Source organism: Caulobacter sp. Root343 (assembly GCF_001425745.1).
In the GTDB taxonomy this organism is placed as follows: domain Bacteria; phylum Pseudomonadota; class Alphaproteobacteria; order Caulobacterales; family Caulobacteraceae; genus Caulobacter.
On record NZ_LMDF01000007.1, the window covers coordinates 176,243 to 194,304 of the forward strand.

General features: G+C 68.4%; 10 protein-coding genes and 1 pseudogene. 5 read left to right on the forward strand and 6 right to left on the reverse strand.

Annotated features, from left to right (window positions below; genetic code table 11):
- The first annotated feature begins 37 nt into the window (after nt 1-37).
- The gene (locus tag ASC70_RS13465) at nt 38-2,971 is read left to right on the forward strand and encodes a TonB-dependent siderophore receptor (protein WP_056050864.1); all 2,934 of its coding nucleotides are present in this window, start codon (nt 38-40) and stop codon (nt 2,969-2,971) included.
- A 112-nt stretch (nt 2,972-3,083) separates the two neighbouring features.
- Here the strand turns inward: ASC70_RS13465 and ASC70_RS25995 are convergent.
- From ASC70_RS25995 to ASC70_RS13475, 3 genes and pseudogenes are all read right to left on the reverse strand, one after another.
- A pseudogene (locus ASC70_RS25995) lies at nt 3,084-3,234 on the reverse strand (hypothetical protein); the annotation flags it as partial.
- Nucleotides 3,235-3,255: 21 nt separating this feature from the next.
- Entirely contained in the window at nt 3,256-5,148 is a 1,893-nt protein-coding gene (locus tag ASC70_RS13470) for a peptide MFS transporter (protein ID WP_056050866.1), read from the reverse strand.
- A 46-nt stretch (nt 5,149-5,194) separates the two neighbouring features.
- The gene (locus ASC70_RS13475; protein WP_056050868.1) at nt 5,195-7,969 is read right to left on the reverse strand and encodes a DUF5695 domain-containing protein; all 2,775 of its coding nucleotides are present in this window, start codon (nt 7,967-7,969) and stop codon (nt 5,195-5,197) included.
- Nucleotides 7,970-8,182: 213 nt separating this feature from the next.
- On the opposite strand from ASC70_RS13475, the gene ASC70_RS13480 reads away from it, so the two are divergent.
- Genes ASC70_RS13480 through ASC70_RS13495 form a run of 4 tightly spaced genes read left to right on the forward strand, consistent with a single transcriptional unit; the run spans nt 8,183 to nt 15,319 of the window.
- On the forward strand, nt 8,183-10,546 hold the full coding sequence (locus ASC70_RS13480; protein WP_056050870.1) for a glycoside hydrolase family 127 protein: 2,364 nt from the start codon (nt 8,183-8,185) through the stop codon (nt 10,544-10,546).
- Between the two features lie 11 nt (nt 10,547-10,557).
- Nucleotides 10,558-12,321, forward strand: a complete 1,764-nt coding sequence (locus ASC70_RS13485) for a DUF885 family protein (RefSeq protein WP_056050872.1) — start codon at nt 10,558-10,560, stop codon at nt 12,319-12,321.
- Complete coding sequence (locus ASC70_RS13490; RefSeq protein ID WP_056050874.1) at nt 12,311-13,786, forward strand: family 43 glycosylhydrolase; 1,476 nt, start codon at nt 12,311-12,313, stop codon at nt 13,784-13,786. The genes ASC70_RS13485 and ASC70_RS13490 overlap by 11 nt, the downstream gene beginning before the upstream one ends.
- Before the next feature lie 18 nt (nt 13,787-13,804).
- Nucleotides 13,805-15,319: a glycoside hydrolase family 27 protein gene (locus tag ASC70_RS13495; protein WP_056050876.1), complete on the forward strand. Its 1,515-nt coding sequence runs from the start codon at nt 13,805-13,807 to the stop codon at nt 15,317-15,319.
- A gap of 10 nt (nt 15,320-15,329) precedes the next feature.
- On the opposite strand, the gene ASC70_RS13500 is transcribed toward ASC70_RS13495, so the two are convergent.
- The 3 genes from ASC70_RS13500 to ASC70_RS13510 all read right to left on the reverse strand — a co-directional run bounded on the left by ASC70_RS13500 (nt 15,330) and on the right by ASC70_RS13510 (nt 18,032).
- Entirely contained in the window at nt 15,330-15,971 is a 642-nt protein-coding gene (locus tag ASC70_RS13500) for a GntR family transcriptional regulator (RefSeq protein ID WP_056050877.1), read from the reverse strand.
- 127 nt (nt 15,972-16,098) lie between these two features.
- Complete coding sequence (locus ASC70_RS13505; RefSeq protein WP_056050880.1) at nt 16,099-17,097, reverse strand: 4-hydroxyproline epimerase; 999 nt, start codon at nt 17,095-17,097, stop codon at nt 16,099-16,101.
- 17 nt (nt 17,098-17,114) lie between these two features.
- Nucleotides 17,115-18,032, reverse strand: coding sequence for a dihydrodipicolinate synthase family protein (locus ASC70_RS13510; protein WP_200939221.1), 918 nt, complete (start codon nt 18,030-18,032; stop codon nt 17,115-17,117).
- Nucleotides 18,033-18,062 lie beyond the last annotated feature (30 nt).

Below are 18,062 nucleotides of genomic sequence, written 5' to 3' on the forward strand. Positions count from 1 at the left end.
GCGGCCGATGGTGGGGCGCGTCATGGAGGGGAATTCCATGGGCAGCAGACAGGTGCGTCTTGATCTTCTGGCGGGAACGGCGGCCGTAGCGTTCCTATCCGTCATGGCTGGAGCGCCAGCCGCCTCGGCTCAAGACGTCGCGAAGGCCGAAGAGCCGGCGACCCTGGACGCGGTCGTGGTGACGGGGTCGCGGATCAAGCGGCCCAATCTGGTCTCGGCCAGTCCCATGACGGTCGTGGGTAGTGACGAGGTGATGTACCAGGGCGCTACGTCGATCGAGAGCGTGCTGAACCGCCTGCCGCAGTTCACCGCCGATTCCAACGAGAACGGCTCGAACGGTTCGGACGGCACGGCGCGGGTGAACCTGCGCAACATGGGCTCCAGCCGCGTCCTGGTGCTGGTGGACGGCCAGCGGATGCTGCCGACCGAAACGGCGGACGTGAACTTCATCCCCAGCGCCCTGGTCGACCGGGTCGACGTGGTGACCGGCGGCGCGTCGGCCGTCTACGGCTCGGACGCGGTGTCCGGCGTGGTCAACTTCATTCTCAAGAAGAACCTGAACGGTCTGCGCTTCGACGCCCAGTACAGCACCGCCCAGCACACCAACGACAACACCTATCCGCGCTCGCTGATCAGCCAGGCGAACTACACCCTGCCGAAGAAGCACGTGCGCGACGGCGAGAAGATCGACGTCAACCTGGCCATCGGCATGAACGCGCCGAACGGCAAGGGCAATGTCACCTTGTATGTCGGCTATCGCGAGCTGAAGCCTGTCACCCAGGACTCGCGCGACTATTCGGCATGCGGCCTGAACCTGGCGGGAGCGACCAACAACGCCCTGGTCTGCGGCGGCTCCAGCAACAACGAGTACGGCCTGTTCACCCTGCTCAGCGGCCCCAATGCGGGCCAGACGCTGAACAATACCAAGGACGGCGCCAAGACCTGGGTCCCGTACAACAGCTCGTTCCTCTACAACTACGCGCCGACCAACTACATCCAGCGCTCCGACGCCCGCTACACGGCCGGCGCCTTCGCGCACTACGAGCTGAACAAGGCCGCCGAGGTCTATGGCAGCTTCATGTTCATGGACGACCACACCTTCTCGCAGGCGGCGCCGTCGGCGCTGTTCCAGGGGACGACGTTCAAGATCAACTGCGACAACCCGCTGATGTCGGCGTCTCAACGGGCGACGATGTGCGGCACGGCCGCGGGCACGAGCGTCAACCAGGACACCTTCATCGGCTATCGCCTGACCGGTCCGGGCAGCTCGCCTCGCCGCGACGACCTGCGCCACACCGACTATCGCGTGAACACCGGGGTGCGCGGCGAAATCGCGCCGGGCTGGAGCTATGACGCCAGCTTCCTGTTCTCCACCACCATCCTGGACGAGAGCTACAAGAACAACGTCGACAACGCCAAGGCCGCCAAGGGCCTGCAGGTGGTCACAGTCAACGGAACGCCGACCTGCAAGTCGGTGGTCGACGGCACGGATCCGAGCTGCGTGCCGATCGACGTGTTCAAGTATCAGGGCCTCAGCGCGGCGGCGTACAAATATCTCTACGCCCCGACTTACACTCACGGCGTTCAGCGCGAGAAGGTGCTGAGCGCCTCGCTGAACGGCGACCTTGGTCAGTACGGGCTCAAGAGCCCGTGGGCCAATGACGGCGCGGCCCTGGCATTGGGCGTCGAACACCGCCGCGAGGAGCTGAAGTTCGAGGCCGACGCCCTGGCCCAGGCGGGCGGCACCAAGGAGAACGCCGGCGCTTTCAGCGTCAACGAGATCTACGGTGAAATGGACCTGCCGCTGGTGCAGGACGCGCCGTTCATCAAGTCGCTATCGCTGAACGCCGGCTATCGGACCTCCAAGTACGACTACCTCGACAAGAGGGTCGCGACCTACAAGGTCGAGCTGCAGTACGCCCCGACCTCGGACGTGCGGTTCCGCGCCAGCTACAACCGCGCGGTGCGGGCGGCCAACATCAGCGAACTGTACGCGGCCCAAGGGCTCGGCAATGTCGCGGCGGTGGACCCGTGCTCGGGCCCGACGCCGAAGGCCAGCGCCGCGGCCTGCGCGCTGACCGGCGTCTCAGCCGCGCAATATGGCAAGATCCCCGACTGCCCGGCCGAGACCTGCGTCACCCAGGGCGGTGGCAATCCGAACCTGAAGCCGGAAGTGGCCGACACCCGCACCGCCGGCGTCGTGCTGACGCCGCGCTTCCTGCCGGGCTTCTCGATGTCGCTCGACTATTTCGACATCTATGTCGACCAGTACATCGGCGCCGTCGACGCCCCGACCGTGATCAACCAGTGCGTCCAGACCAGCAATCCCTACTTCTGCGGCCTGTTCCACCGCGACCCGACCTCGGGCGTGCTGTTCGGTGATCGCGGCTACATCGTCGCCACCAACCAGAACACGGGCTACCTGCAGACGTCCGGTATCGACGTGACGAGCAACTATCGCTTCGACCTGTCGTCGCTGGGCAACTGGGGCGACCTCGACGTCAGCTTCGTCGGCACCTACCTCAACAGCCGCAAGATCGAGCAGTTGCCGGGCCTTGGGTCCTACAACTGCAAGGGGCTGTTCGGCCCGACCTGCGGCCAGCCCAACCCGGCCTGGCGTCACCAGATGCGGGTCACCTGGAACATGCCCTGGACCGCGGCCACGCTCTCGGCCAACTGGCGCTATTTCGGCTCGACCAAGCTGTCCAGCAATGACAGCAACCCGTTCCTGCAAGGCGACCCGGTCGAGATCAACAGCAAGATCAAGGCCTACAGCTATCTCGACCTGGCCGCGACGTGGAAGCTGCGCGACCAGCTGACGCTGCGCGGCGGGATCAACAACACGTTCGACAAGGATCCGCCGGTGATCGCGGCCGGACTGCTCAGCTCGTTCGGCAACGGCAACACCTATCCGGGTGTCTATGACCCGATGGGCCGCACGCTGTTCGTCGGCCTGACCATGGACTTCTAGTTTCCCCAGCCGCCTCGCGTCCGGTCCGCCGGGCGCGGGGGGATCATTCTTCCCCGACGTCCCCCTGGCCATCCGCCCCGCGCGGGTGGCCTTCTTTTTTTGGCGCTCCATTTCCCTCTCCCCTTGCGGGAGAGGGGGGGCGCCGCAGGCGGTCGGGTGAGGGGTTGAAGACGGCATCCGCCGCGACGGCGCTCAGGTTGACGCCAAGCCGACAGGACTATCGACCCCTCATCCGTCGCCTCCGGCGACACCTTCTCCCGCAAGGGGAGAAGGAAGCTAAGGCCTTACCCCGCGTTCGCCATGTCCTCGGGCGCGGCGGTTTCGTCCGAGCCGTGCGACCAGCGCTTGAGGATAGGCGACAGGGCCAGGAACAGCACGCCCAGCGCCATGGCGCTCCCGCCAATCCAGTTGAACACGGTCAGGGCGCGGGCCAGGGCCGCGCTCGGGTCTAGCACCTGGCCGCCGACGGTCTCGGTGGCCGTCAACCCCGCGATGAAACCGCCGACCGTGTTGGCGATCGACACGGCCATAAACCAGACGGCCATGATGAACGAAACCAGGGCGGCCGGCGACAGCTTGGTCATCTGCGACAGGCCGACCGGTGACAGGCAGAGCTCGCCGGTGGTGTGCAGCAGGTACATCAGCAGCAGGAAAATCAGCGGCGTGCGGAACGCGCCGTCGGCCAGAGGCGCGCCCAGCTGAAGCACCAGGAAGCCCGCGCCGACCTGCAGCAGGGCCAGGCCGAACTTGACGACGGGGTTCAGGTCCCTGCCGCGCGCGCCTAGCCAAGTCCACAGCCAGGCGAAGACCGGGGCGAAGATCAGCAGCCAGCCCGACGCCAGGGCCTGGGTCTGGGCGGCGTTGAAGGTGGTGTCGATCCAGAAGGTCGCGGTCTTGTCGAGGCCGGCGACGGCCAGCTGCTGCGGCGTGGCCAGGGTGACGCCGCCGCCCAGCAGCCGGACGGGCTCGGCGACCAGATCCAGCTGGACATTGGTGGCGGCGTACAAGTTCAGCGACGATCCGGCCTGGTCGAACAGGGTCCAGAAGATCACCGCGCCCAGGATCAGGAACAGGGCCAGGGCCAGGCGTTCGCGCTCGACCTTGCCGCACTTGGCGAACATGAACCACAGGACGTAGCCCAGCGAGCCGATCATGCCGGCGACCAGGATGCCGCTGACCGCGGCCGTACGCCGGACGAGGAAGAACACCGCCGCGACACCGGCTAGGGACAGCAGGTAGATCAGCGTCTCGCGGCTTAACGGGCCCAGCACCGGCTGACGTAGCCGCGCGGCGTCGGGCGGCTCGGCCTTGCCCTGCAACAGCGGCTTGCCCAGCATGAAAACGACGAAGCCGGCCAGCATCCCCAGTCCGGCGAGACCGAAGCCAGCCCACCAGCCGACCGTCACCCCCAGCAGGCCGCACAGCAGCGAGGCCCAGAACGAGCCCAGATTGATGCCATAGTAGTAGAGGGTGAATCCCGGGTCGCGGCGCGGGTCGCCCTGCGGGTACAGTTGGCCGACGATGGTCGAGATGTTGGGCTTGAGATAGCCGACGCCGATGATGATCAGGGCCAAGGCCAGCCACAGGACGTTCAGATAGACCGGATCGCGCTCGGCGACGTCCAGCCGGTACTGGCCCTTGGGCAGAACCTTGGGGATTGGGGCGGCGGCGGGCAGCCCCTCGACGACGAAGTCGCCGCTCTTGGCGGCCGCCACGGCGTAGAGCTTGTCGCCGACCATCAGCCTGGAGACCCGGCCTTCGCCTCGGCCGTTGGTGACGAAAGCGTAGGTATGGCCGCCGTAGCTCAGGGTCTGGGTGGCCGGCTTGCCCTCGATCGCCATGGTCAGGTGGCCGGCGATCAGCAGCAGGGCGCCGAAGATCACGGCCTTGCGCGTGCCCAGATAGCGATCGGCCACGAAGCCGCCGATCAGCGGCAGCAGATAGACCAGCGAGATGTAGGCCCCGTAGTGGGCGGCCGCGGTCTTCGGGTCGAACAGGAAGTGCTGGGTCAGGTAGAAGATCAGGATGCTGCGCATGCCGTAGTAGGAAAACCGCTCCCACATCTCGGCGAAGAACAGGATCAACAGTCCGCGGGGATGCTCCTTCAGCAACTGCATCAGCACGGGGACGCCCGTCGCCAAGGTGACCAGGACGCCCATCGCGATGACGATATTCATGGAGCAGCCTTGAGGTTCGCGCCGAGCGTGGCGGAGGGGAACGGGATTAGTTCGGCGTCAGGACGACGACGGTCGGCTTGTCGGTCAGGGGCAGGGCGTAGGCGCCGCGCTCCGAGGTCGCGCCGTTCGGGCGATAGGGACGCGCGCCCGGCGTGGTGGCTTCGATGAGCAGCCTGGCCGTGGACGTCGCGGGATCCCGCGCCGCCAGGGTCAGGACCAACTCGCCAGTGGCCGGCTTGAACTCGGCCGCATCGATCTTGCCGGCTTCCAGGGTCAGCCAGGCGCCGATCGGAGCCACGAACAGGCGGGTCCGGGCGCCGTCCCGGGGCTCGATCCGCACGACCCCGGCCTTCTGGATGACCTTGCCGCCGAAACCCAGCCAGCCGAAGGTCGGGTGGTTCACCAAATAGGTCGCCGTCGCATAGGCATGGCCGAAAAAGCCCATGCCGTAGTCGCCGCTATAGGCGTCCCACGCCATCATGTCCGGGGCCGAGTGAAAGGCGGCCGACGAGAAGCCCGCCTGGTCGATATTGGTGATCCCGCCCATCAGGCCGCCATAGGCGACGCGCAGCAGGTGGACGTCGGCCGGATTGGCGCGATAGGCGTCGAATAGCGGCACGGCGTTCAAGGTCGAGCCATAGTGGTGGATCTGCCGCTCGATGCGCGGGACCTTGCCGCCGTACAGGAAGTCCCAATACCGCCGGGCGTTGCCGTTGTAGCCCCAACTGGGGATCGTCGGGTCGTAGGCCAGGATGACCTCGCGGGTCTCGTCGGCCTGCTTCTGATGGCCGAAGAAGCGCATCCAGGCATAGACCTCGGCCTGGCCGGTCGAGTCCCAGGCCATCTCGCTGCCGAAAGGGTAGGGCAGGGTCTTCCAGTGGTCGGCGCGGCCCTTCATCAGGGTCTCGAGTTCGTCGGCCTTGGCGGTCATGCCCTCGCGGCGCAGATCCTTGAGGATGTCGACGAAGACGTCTCCCTCCATCTGGCCGAACTGCGCGTAGTAGGGGGCGTCGCGCATCATCGCCACGACCGTCATCTGGGCGTGGTCCAGGTACCAGCGCCAGTCGTGCGCCTTGACCAGCCCCTCGTGATTGCGGGCCAGGCGGTAGAGCACCCAGTGGGCGATGGCCACGTGTGGGTAGTTGTAGGAGCGGCCCAGGTCCTCGGAGTCCTTCTTCGACCACGAGGCCCACGTCTTCCAGTCAAGTTTGGGGTCGTAGTAGGACGGCAGGGCGGCGGGGTCGTAGTAGAAGAGGCTCTTCCTGACCGCGCCGGCGTGCTCGCCGTCGGCGACCTGCAGCTTGCCGATGATGGTCTCGTCGAGCATGCGCTCCAGCTTCGCCAGCTCGGCGGCGTCGGGATTGTCCAGCTGCTTGACGAAGGCCGCCACCCAGCTGCCCGCGCCGCCTTCGTCGCTGAGGCCCGCGATCCAGACTCGCTGGTCCTGAGTGACGATCCTGTCGGCCTGGCGGTCGTAGGTCATGACGCTGGGGCCGCGTTTGAACGGGTCGGCCGGGTCGTCGAACCATTGCTTGGTCGTCGAGAACCGGCCGAGATCGGCCATCACCTGGTCCAGCGGCTTGGTGATGAAGTAGGGGATCGCCTGCACGACGCCGTCGGCATAGGTGATCGCCAGGGTCGCGCGGCCCCAGCCCGAGGCTCGCACCGTGTAACGCGACCAGCCCGAGCCGCTCTTGATTGGCCCCGTCTTGACTAGTGTGGTCGTCAGCGCGCCGGCCGGGAAGCTCGCGATCTTGGCCACCGGCTTGGGCGATTTCAGGAACAGCGAGAGCTCCTGGTCGGTCGGGGACACATAGCCCGGGATGCCGACGGCGACCGGACGGCCTTGGGCGACCAGCGTGTCCTCGATCGCGCGGATCGACGGGGCGGTGACCAGGCGCAGGCCGATCGTCCGGCTCGCGCCGGGCGCCAGGGTGAAGCTGGTCGGCGGGTTCCAGGGCTCTCCGGCGCCCTTCCAATCCTGCTCGGCGAAGGCCTTGCTGGCTACCGTCCAGTCGTAGAAGCCCTCGGCCGTCTGGGCTCGCTTGCTGCGGTCGGTGAGGATGTCGCCGGGTTTGGCGCCAGGGCTTCCTGCCTGGGCGATCGGGCGATAGGCCTCCAGTGGCGCGCCCCGCTCCGGCAGGACCAGCAGGACCGGGCCCTTGCCGTTCAGCCGGGTCACCTGCAGGTAGCCGGCGTCCCGGCCGATATAGGGATCGACGAAGCTGGCCTGGGCGTGGGCCTCCTCCAGCGAGCGGTCGGTGATGATGTTGTCGAACACCATCGGCAGGCCCAGGCCGCCGATCTCGACGGCTTCGCGCGAGGTGTTGGTCAGGACGAAGCGCAGGATTAGCGCGTCCTTTTCGCTGATCCAGCGCCGCTCGACCCGCAGCGGCGAGCCCTCGCCCAACGAGGCGGTGATGTCGGCCGCGGCCAGCACCGCGCCACCGGCGGCCAGGACGCGGATCGGCCGCCGCTGGTGAGCCGAGCTGAAATCGCGCCAGGGGCCGCCCGGGGCGCGCAGCCGCAGGTGGATGTCGCCGACATGGACATAGCCGTCGCCCTGCCGTTCGGCCTCGCGCCCGCCCGGGACGAAGTCGAAGCCGGCCTCGGTCGACGGCGACAGCCGCGCCAGGGTCTGGGTGTCGGCGCGAAGGTCCAGCTGGAACGGTCCGGCCCGATGGGCGATCCTGGCGATCGGCGGGAACACCGGCTTCGCCGCCGCCGCCTCTTGCGCGCGCGCCACGCCGGCGACGTCCAGGCTCAGCGGCGTGGTGGCCAGCAGCAGGACCGCCAGGGCCAGGGGGCGAAGGTTTCTCATCGACGTCTCGTCTTTCGCGGAGCGGGCGCGGCCCGCGGATCGGCCGCCGGCCTGGACGGGAAGCGGGCGCCAGTTCGGACCAGCACAGCTGCTCGGCTTCGCGCCGTCAAGGAAATTATACAGTATATGATCTTACCGCGCCGCCACGGTCCAGATTGACGAACGAACAGTGTCATCCTAGGATCGTATACATTATCAAGTTGGGGTAACGCGATGGCCACCCGCCGGGATCTGATGCTCACCGCCGCGGCGTTCGCCGGCGCGACCCTGCCGATCGCGGCCTTCGCCAAGCCCCGCGCCACGCTTCCGGCCAAGGCCCAACCGCTGCCGCTGTCGTCGGTGCGCCTGCTGCCGTCGCCCTATGCGACCGCCGTGGAGGTCAACCGCGCCTATCTGCTACAGCTGAGCCCCGACCGCCTGCTGCACAACTTCATGACCTTCGCCGGCCTGCCCGCCAAGGGCGAGCTCTATGGCGGCTGGGAGGCGGACACGATCGCTGGCCACACCCTGGGCCACTACCTGACCGCCCTGGTCGTGATGTACGAGCAGACCGGTGACGCCGAGTGCCGGCGGCGGGCCGACTACATCGTCGCCGCACTGGCCCGGGCCCAGGCCAAGCGCGGTACGGGCTATGTCGGGGCCCTGCAGCGCAAGCGGAAGGACGGCAAGGTCGTCGACGGCGAGGAGATCTTCGGCGAGGTGATGAAGGGCGACATCCGCTCGGGCGGCTTCGACCTCAACGGCTCGTGGTCGCCGCTCTACACCGTGCACAAGGTCTTCGCCGGCCTGCTGGACGTCCATCGCGCCTGGGGCAACCCGCAGGCGCTGGACGTCGCCGTCGGCCTGGGCGGCTATTTCGAGCGCGTGTTCGCGGCCCTGAACGACGAGCAGATGCAGACCCTGCTGGGCTGCGAGTACGGCGGGCTGAACGAGAGCTTCGCCGAGCTCTACGCCCGCACCCGCGACCGCCGCTGGCTGGTCGTGGCCGAGCGGCTCTACGACCGCAAGGTCCTGGATCCGCTGGTCGCCCAGCAGGACAAGCTGACCAACTTCCACGCCAACACTCAGGTGCCCAAGCTGATCGGCCTGGCGCGGCTGTACGAGCTGACCGGCAAGCCCCAGGACGCCGACGCGGCGCGGTTCTTCTGGCGCACGGTCACCGACCACCACAGCTACGTCATCGGCGGCAACGCCGACCGCGAGTACTTCTCGGCCCCCGACAGCATCGCCGCCCACGTCAGCGAGCAGACCTGCGAGCACTGCAACACCTACAACATGCTGAAACTGACCCGGCAGCTCTATAGCTGGCGGCCGGACGGCGGGCTGTTCGACTACTACGAGCGCGCGCACCTGAACCATGTGATGGCGGCGCAGAACCCGAAGACCGGCGGCTTCACCTATATGACGCCGCTGCTGACCGGCGTGGCCCGCGACTTCTCGAACCCGGCCGACGATCCGTTCTGGTGCTGCGTCGGCACGGGCATGGAGAGCCACGCCAAGCACGGTGAGTCGATCTTCTGGGAAGGCGAGGGGACCTTGCTGGTCAACCTCTACATCCCCGCCGAAGCACAGTGGAAGGCGCGCGGCGCGACCTTGAAGCTCGAGACCCGCTACCCCTACGAGCCGGAGTCGCGCCTGACCCTGAGCCGTCTGGACAAGCCGGGACGGTTCGTCATCGCCCTGCGCGTGCCAGTCTGGGCGGGCCAGGGCGCCAAGGTCAGCGTCAACGGCCAGGCCGTCGCTCCGGAGATGGCCGGCGGCTACGCCCTGGTGGACCGCAAATGGCGGACGGGCGACGTGGTGGCGATCAGCCTGCCGCTGGACCTGCGCCTGGAAGCGACTCCCGGCGACGAGACCACAGTGGCGGTGCTGCGCGGGCCGATGGTGCTGGCCGCCGACCTGGGGCCGGTCAGCGAGCCCTGGAAGGGCGTCGACCCGGCCATGGTCGGAGAGGCGGTGCTGGACCGCTTCCAGCCGCTGACCCCGGAAAAGGCCGTCTATGTCGCCAAGGGCGTCATGCGACCCACCGACCTGACCTTTACGCCGTTCTACAGCCAGTACGAGCGCCGCAGCGCCGTCTACTTCAAGCGCTTCACCGAAGGCGCCTGGAAGACCGAGGAGGCTGCGTTCCTGGCCGAGCAGGCGCGGCTTAAGGACATCGCCGCGCGGTCGGTAGACGTCATGCACCTGGGCGAGATGCAGCCCGAGCGCGACCATAACCTGACCTCCGAGCTGTCCTATCCGGTGGCCTATCGCAACCGCAACGGCCGCGACGCCCGCTCGGGCGGCTTCTTCGAGTTCGACATGAAGGTCCGTCCCGGCCCGCTGATCCTGCAGGCGACCTACTGGGGCGAGGAGCGCAAGCGCGACTTCGACATCCTGGTCGACAACGTTAAGGTCGCCACCCAGCGCCTGGAAGCCGACCATCCGGGCAAGTTCTTCGACGTCGAATATCCGCTGGCCGAGGCGCTGACCAAGGGCAAGACGTCGATCAAGGTGCGGTTCGTCCCGCATGAGCGCAATACGGCGGGGCCGGTGTTCGGCGTGCGCCTGTTCACCGCCCAGCCGGTCGCGTGAGGAGGCCCTTCATGCGTCGCAACGAGCTTTTCGGTACGGCAGTCCTGTGCTTGGCGATCGCCACGCCGGCCCTGGCCGCCCCTCGGCCGGTCGCCTCGGCCGACAAGCGGTTCGAGGCGATCGCCGCCGCCGAATATGCCTGGCGCAAGACGCAGTTCGGCCCCAGCGAGGACGCGCCCAAGTCCGAACGGTTCAAGCTTCCAGACGTAGGCCCCAAGATCCAGGCCGAGCGGCTGGCGCGCTGGACCCAGGTGTCCCGCGCGCTGGCCGAGCTGCCGGTCGCCAAGCTGTCGAAGGCCAACCAGGTCAACTACGCAGTCTATAAGGGCCAGGTCGATGCGCTGCTGGCCGAGCAGCGCTACCGCGACTACGAAAAGCCCCTGAACGCCGACAGCAGCTTCTGGGGCGACCTGGCCGAGATGGCGCGCGAGCCGTTGCGAACCGAGGCGGACTATCGCGGCTACCTGGCGATGCTGCGGGACATCCCGCGCTACTACGATCAGCAGATCGGCAACATGCGCGCCGGCCTGGCGCGCGGCTTCACCCCGGCCCAGATCACCTTGCTCGGGCGCGACGCCGGCGTGGCCCTGGTCGCCGACGCCGCCACGCCCGAGGCCTCGCCGTTCTACGCGCCGTTCAAGGCGATTCCGGCAGTCATTCCGGCGGAAACCCAGGCGGCGCTGCGCCGCGAGGCCGCCGACGCGATCGCCAAGGCGGTGACCCCCGCCCACGCCAAGCTCCGTGTCTTTCTGCGGGATGAGTACATTCCCGGCGCGCGGCGGGAACTGGCCGCCTACGACCTGCCGGACGGCAAGGCCTACTACCGCTCCAAGGTCCGCGAGTTCACCACCACCGACCTGACGCCGGAACAGATCCACCAGATCGGCCTGACCGAAGTGGCCAAGATCCGCGCCCGGATGCTGGAGGTCATGCGAGAGGTGAAGTTCGAGGGCGACCTGCCGGCCTTCCTGACCTACCTGCGGACCGATCCACGCTTCTACGCCAAGACCCCGCAGGACCTGCTGGATCGAGCGGCCTGGGACGCCAAGCGCTTCGACGGCGTCGCGTCGCGGTGGTTCGGCCGCATGCCGCGCAGCCGCTTCGCCATCCGGCCGGTGCCCGACGAGATCGCGCCGTTCTACACCGGCGGGCGAGGCGGGCCGGGGATCTACCTGGTCAACACCTACAACCTGCCGTCCCGGCCGCTGTACTCGCTGATGGCCTTGACCCTGCACGAGAGCGCGCCGGGCCACGCCTTCCAGATGCCGCTCGCCGCCGAGAACAAGGCCCTGCCAGCCTATCGCCGCGACACCTACCTGTCGGCCTATGGCGAGGGCTGGGCGTTGTACAGCGAGGCGCTGGGCGAGGACATGGGGCTGTACGAGACGCCCTATGACCGCTTCGGCATGCTCAGCTACCAGATGTGGCGGGCCGCGCGCCTGGTGGTCGACACCGGCATCCACACCCAGGGCTGGACCCGCGAGCAGGCCCAAAAGTACCTGCACGACAACACCGCCCTGGCCAACCACGAGATCCAGACCGAGGTCGACCGCTACATCGCCTGGCCGGGTCAGGCCTTGTCCTACTACATGGGCATGCTGACCTTCGTCGAAGCGCGCAAACGGGCCGAGAAGGCCCTGGACGCCAAGTTCGACATCCGCGCCTTCCACGACGCGGTGCTGGAGCTGGGCTCGGTGCCGCTGCCGGTGATCGACGCCCGCGTCGACCAGCTGATCGCCGACGGCGGCAAGGGCCCTTATCCCGATGTGGATTGAGGCGCCCGTCGCCGTCCACGCGCCCGGCAATCCCATCCTGGCGGACGGCCGTTTCTACTCGACCGACCCGGCGCCGCTGGTGGTGGGCGACACCCTCTGGATCCTGGCTGGCCGCGACGAAGCCGCGCCGGACATCGACGACTTCGTCATGAATGAGTGGCAGGCGCTGTCGACCGCGGACCCGGCCTCCGGGGATTGGTCGCACTATCGTGCGATCGCCCGGCCCGAGGCCGTTTTCACCTGGGCCGAGCCCGGCCGCGCCTATGCCGGCCAGATCGTCCGGGGCCGTGACGGCCGGTTCTATCTTTACGCGCCGGTCCTTCAGAGGGCCGGCGCAAGCAAGGACCTGTTCGCGATCGGCGTCGCGGTGGCCGACGCGCCGACCGGGCCCTGGACAGACGCTCACCCCGAAGGGCCGATCCTCTCGCAATCGGTCCCCGTCGCCAATGACATCCAGAACATCGACCCGACGGTGCTGGTCGACGACGACGGCCGGGTCTTCGTCTACTGGGGCACGTTCGGCCAGCTGCGCGGCATGGAACTGGCCGCCGACATGGTCACGCCCAAGGGATCGCAGGTGAAGGTCCTGAGCCTGCCCGGCTTCTTCGAGGCGCCGTGGCTGATGAAGCGCAAGGGCGTCTATTACCTGCTCTACGCCGGCAACCGCGCCGGGGCGTCGTCCGACTGCACGCCGGCGATCTACCACGCCTGCATCGCCTACGGGACGGCGACCTCGCCCCTGGGACCGTGGACCTATCGCGGGGTGATCCTGAGGCCGGTCTCCTCGACCACCTCCCATGCCGGCGCCGTCGAGTTCAAGGGTCGGTGGTGGCTGGCCTATCACACGGCCGACGCGGTCGGCGGCGGACACTTCCGGCGCAGCGTGGCGATCGATCGGATGAACTGGGACGACCGCGCCGACCCGCCGGCCATCCTGCCAGTCACGCCGACGAAGCGGCCCGCGCCGCCGCCCGCGCCCAGCCGCAACATCGCCGGGCAAGCGACCCCGGCAGCGTCCAACGAACCCATCCCCGTGCGCTACTGGATCAAGGCGCTGAACGACGGCCTCGTCCGAGCCGCACCGCTGCCGCCGGACCTGTGGGCCAGTACGGGCAAGGGCGCTTCGGCAAGCGCGTGGATCGAGTACCGCTTCGACCGGCCCGTGACCTTGAACGGCGCGCGCATCCGGTTCTGGGCCGACGCCACCGCGGGCATGGCCTCGCCCAAGGCTTGGCGGCTGGAGTACTGGGATCGCGGCTGGCGGCCGGTGCAGGATCCGAAGGGCTTCGGGACGGGCGCCGACGCGTTCCAGTCCGCCGCCTTCGCGCCGGTGACGACGCGCTGCGTTCGGGCGGTGTTCGACATCGCGAGCGCCGACGTCGCTGTCCAGGAGTGGGAAGTCCTCGCCCCGACGCCCCAACCATATCGACCGCCCGGCGCGCCGGCGCCGGCCTGCGAACCCTGATCGACCCGGAGAAACGCCATGCCGCGCCGTCTGATGACGCTTTCACTCGGGGTCTTGGTCCTCGCCGCCGCCACTCAAGTCCAGGCGGCGACGCCGCTGGACGGCGCGTGGCTGTTCGACAAGGCCCCGCCCTATCCCGGCGTCACCATGGCCCGGATTTCCAGCGAAGGCGGCAAGCCCAAGGGCGTGGTCACCACGGCCTGGTACGGCCCGATGGAGATGCGCAACCTGGTCGTCCAGGGTGACCGGGCGACCTTCGAGCTGCGCAATCTCAACGACAAGGCCCACGCCACCCGCCAGTGGACCGCGGTGCTGGACGGCAAGGACCTCAAGCTGACGGGCGACATCTGGTACGCCCACGTCGAGCAGACCGGCCGGCGCGGGACGGCCAGGGAGGCCAAGACCCGGACCTTCCAGCCGACAGTGCTGCCGCCGCTGCGGACCCTGGCGCCCGACGGCCTGGCCAAGACCCCACCGATGGGCTGGAGCAGCTGGAACAAGTTCGCGGAAAAGATCGACGACCAGACCGTCCGCGCCATGGCCGACGCCTTGGTCGCCACCGGTCTGCGCGACGCCGGCTACGTCTACGTCAATATCGACGACGGCTGGCAGGGGACGCGCGGACCGGACGGCGCGCTGCGGCCGAACGACAAGTTCCCGGACATGAAGGCGCTGGCCGCCTACGTCCATGCACGCGGACTGAAGCTGGGACTCTACAGCTCGCCGGGGCCCAAGACCTGCGCCGGCTATGAAGGCAGCTACGGCCATGTCCGGCAGGACGCGCGGACCTTCGCCGACTGGGGCGTCGACTATGTGAAGTACGACCTCTGCTCGGGCGAGTGGTTCTATGACGACGCCGACAAGGTCCAGCGGACCTATTCCGAGATGGGCGCGGCGCTGCGGGCCACGGGGCGGCCGATCGTCTATTCGCTGTGCGAGTACGGACGTTTCGAGGTCGGCGCGTGGGGACGGACCGTGGGTGGCCATCTGTGGCGGACGACCGGCGACATCACCGACGACTATCCGACCATGGCCAGGATCGGCTTCGACAAGAACGGCCGCCCCGACCATGCCGGGCCCGGCGGCTGGAACGATCCGGACATGCTGGAGATCGGCAACGGCGGCATGAGCCACGACGCCTATGTCACCCACATGACCCTGTGGGCGATTTCGGCCGCGCCCTTGATGATGGGTCACGACCTGCGCCAGACCAGTCCCGAGGTGCTGAAGCTGCTGACCAATCGCGCGGTTCTCGCGGTGGACCAGGATGCGCGCGGCGTCCAAGGGCGCGCGACGCGGCGCGAAGGCTCGACGGAGGTCTGGAAGAAGCTGCTGGCCGACGGCGGCGTGGCCGTGGCCCTGTTCAATCGCGGCGACGCGGCCACGACGATCGCCCTCGCGCCGGCCGATGCCGGCTTCATGACGCTGGAAGCCGTGCGGGATCTCTGGGCCGGCGTCGATCTGGGCGCCGCGCCGGCGGCCTTCGTGGTGCCGCCTCAAGGGGCGGTGTTGCTGAAGGTGAGGGGGCGCTAGAGCCCCGGCGTCAGCCGGCCAGTTCCTGCTTCAGGTCCGACAGGGTGCCGCGGATGTGGTTGGCGGTCAGCGCCTCTACCGTCTTGGCGTCACCGCGGATCCAGGCGTCCAGGATCTCGCGGTGCTCGCGGCTGGCGCGCTCGTCGCGGCCATTGGGCTCCAGATGCACGCGGACATAGCGTTCGGCGAGGATCTGCAGTCGTTCCATCAGCTGGAACGTGATGTGCCCGCCGGGCCGCACCAGGGCCAGGTGGAAGGCGCGGTTGAAGCTGACGTGATCGCCGTCGGGCTTGGCCAGCTCGGCTTCCAGGGCGGCCAGGGCGGCCTCGGCGGCGGCGTGGTCGGCGGGCTTGGCCCGCAGACAGGCCTCGGCCACCGCGCCAGGCTCCAGCTTCAGGCGAAGGGCGAAGACCTCGCTGGCCTCGTCGGTCGACAGGTCGCGGACCACGTAGCCGCGATTGGGATAGGACTTGAGCAGGCCATCCTGTTCCAGGCGGCCCAAGGCTTCGCGCAGCGGGATCTTGCTGACGCCGAGCTCGGCGGCGATGACATCCTGCCGTACCGCGGTTCCGGGCTGCATCGCGCCAACCAGGATGCGCCGACGAACGATCTCGTAGGTCTGGTCGGACAGCGTACGGACGACGATGTTCATAGGCGCGGGGTGAACCTCTTAGCGGACGTCGGGGGCGCCGATCGACTCGAGGCCGATTACAGGACGCGCCGAAATACGGCGTGGAACAAGTCTTATCGTATACCGGCTTCCGCTGGGCGGCGGGAGTCTAGATCACCTGAAACCCTTCCCAGAACGGGTCCGTACGGTCGATCCAGAGGATGTTGTGGCCCGTGGCGATCGCCGAGCCCTCGATCGAGGGGATGATCGCCGGCTGTCCGGCCAGTTCCTTCTCCGCCTCGACGCGGCCGATGAAGCGGCTGCCGATGATGCTCTCGTGCACGAAGGCGTCGCCGACCTTCAGTCGTCCCTTGGCCGCCAGGTGGGCCAGGCGCGCGGAGGTGCCGGTGCCGCACGGGCTGCGGTCGATGGCCCGGTCGCCGTAGAACACCGCGTTGCGGCCGTCGGCGTCCGCCGCGCGCGGAGCGTCGGCCCACAGCACGTGGCTGACGCCCCGGATGGTCGGATCGAGGGGGTGCACCGGTTCGTAGGCTTCTCGCACCAGTGTTCGGACGATCGGGCTGATCCGCAGGATCTCGGCCGCGCCCAGGGCGTCGATGCCGGCATAGACGCCCTGCGGCTCGATGATGGCGTAGAAGTTGCCGCCATAGGCCACGTCGATGGTCAGCGGGCCGAAGCCCGGCACGTCGATCGCGACGCCTTCCCGGGCCAGATAGGCCGGGACGTTGCGGATCCTCACCGCCGTGACCCGGTCGCCGGCGGTCTCGTAGGCGATATCGATCACGCCGGCCGGCACCTCCAGGCGCAGCTTGCCGGGCTCGCGCGGGGTGATCAGGCCGTTCTCCAGCGCGAAGGTGACGATGCCGATCGTGCCGTGGCCGCACATCGGCAGGCAGCCGCTGGTCTCGATGAACAGGATGCCGGCGTCGCAGTCAGGCAGGGTGGGCGGATAGAGGAAGCCGCCCGACATCATGTCGTGGCCGCGTGGCTCGAACATCAGGCCGGTGCGGATCCAGTCGAAGCGGGCGAGGAAGTCCTGGCGTCGGGCGCTCATCGTGTCGCCGCGCAGCAGCGGCGCGCCGCCGGCCACCAGACGCACCGGATTGCCGGCGGTGTGGCCGTCGACGCAGAAGAACGTGTGACGCATGGACTTCCTCTCGAACGCTAGGCGGCGACCGCCGAAGTCAGCAGCGGCCGGTTGGCGGCGGCTTCCTCGACCATGGCGACGACCTCGGCGCGGCGGGCGCCGGCCAGGGGCTGGCGGGGCATGCGCACGCGCTCGGTCCCACGGCCCATGATCTGCTCGGCCAGCTTGATCGACTGGACCAGGTCGTGCTCGGCGTCCAGGTGCAGCAGCGGCATGAACCAGCGATAGATGCGGCGCGCCTCCTCCAGGTCGCCGCGATCGACAGCGGCGACCAGGGCCACCGACTCTTGCGGGAAGGCGCTGGTCAGGCCCGAGACCCAGCCCCGCGCGCCCAGCAGCAGGCCTTCCAGCGCCACGTCGTCGAGGCCGGCCATCAGGATGAAGCGTTCGCCGAAGGCGCGAGCCAGGTCGGTGAAGCGGCGGGTGTCGGGCGCGCTTTCCTTGACCGCCACGATGGTCGGCTCGTCCGCCAGTCGGGTCAGCACGTCCAGGGTAATGGCGGCGCGGTACGCCGGCGGGTTGTTGTAGAGCATGATCGGCAGGCCCGACGCTTGGGCGACGGTGCGGAAGTGGGCTTCCAGTTCGGCCTCGGTCGGCACGTAGACCATGGCGGGCAGCACCATCAGCGCGTCGGCGCCGATCGTCTCGGCGTCCTTTGCGAAGGCGGCGGCGCGCGGCGTGGTCAGCTCCGAAACACCGACGATGATCGGCACGCGCCCGGCCACGACCTCAACGGCGGCGCGCAGCATCTGGCGCTTCTCGTCGGCCTCCAGCGAATTGTTTTCGCCGCACGTGCCCAGCACGACGAGACCATGCACACCATCCCGGATCAGGGCGTCCAGCACCTGCTGGCTGGCGTCGATATCGATCGAAGAATCGGCATTGAACTGGGTGGTGGCGGCCGGGAACACGCCCGACCATTTCATGGAACTCATACGGCTTGCACCTCCGGCTGCTTCGTCTAC

What these genes read in the sequence shown, in the direction of transcription:
- ASC70_RS13465 (WP_056050864.1), top strand. Translation starts at nt 38, where the DNA reads ATGGGCAGCAGACAGGTGCGTCTTGATCTTCTGGCGGGAACGGCGGCC.
- ASC70_RS13470 (WP_056050866.1), bottom strand. Translation starts at nt 5,148, where the DNA reads ATGAATATCGTCATCGCGATGGGCGTCCTGGTCACCTTGGCGACGGGC.
- ASC70_RS13475 (WP_056050868.1), bottom strand. Translation starts at nt 7,969, where the DNA reads ATGAGAAACCTTCGCCCCCTGGCCCTGGCGGTCCTGCTGCTGGCCACC.
- ASC70_RS13480 (WP_056050870.1), top strand. Translation starts at nt 8,183, where the DNA reads ATGGCCACCCGCCGGGATCTGATGCTCACCGCCGCGGCGTTCGCCGGC.
- ASC70_RS13485 (WP_056050872.1), top strand. Translation starts at nt 10,558, where the DNA reads ATGCGTCGCAACGAGCTTTTCGGTACGGCAGTCCTGTGCTTGGCGATC.
- ASC70_RS13490 (WP_056050874.1), top strand. Translation starts at nt 12,311, where the DNA reads ATGTGGATTGAGGCGCCCGTCGCCGTCCACGCGCCCGGCAATCCCATC.
- ASC70_RS13495 (WP_056050876.1), top strand. Translation starts at nt 13,805, where the DNA reads ATGCCGCGCCGTCTGATGACGCTTTCACTCGGGGTCTTGGTCCTCGCC.
- ASC70_RS13500 (WP_056050877.1), bottom strand. Translation starts at nt 15,971, where the DNA reads ATGAACATCGTCGTCCGTACGCTGTCCGACCAGACCTACGAGATCGTT.
- ASC70_RS13505 (WP_056050880.1), bottom strand. Translation starts at nt 17,097, where the DNA reads ATGCGTCACACGTTCTTCTGCGTCGACGGCCACACCGCCGGCAATCCG.
- ASC70_RS13510 (WP_200939221.1), bottom strand. Translation starts at nt 18,032, where the DNA reads ATGAGTTCCATGAAATGGTCGGGCGTGTTCCCGGCCGCCACCACCCAG.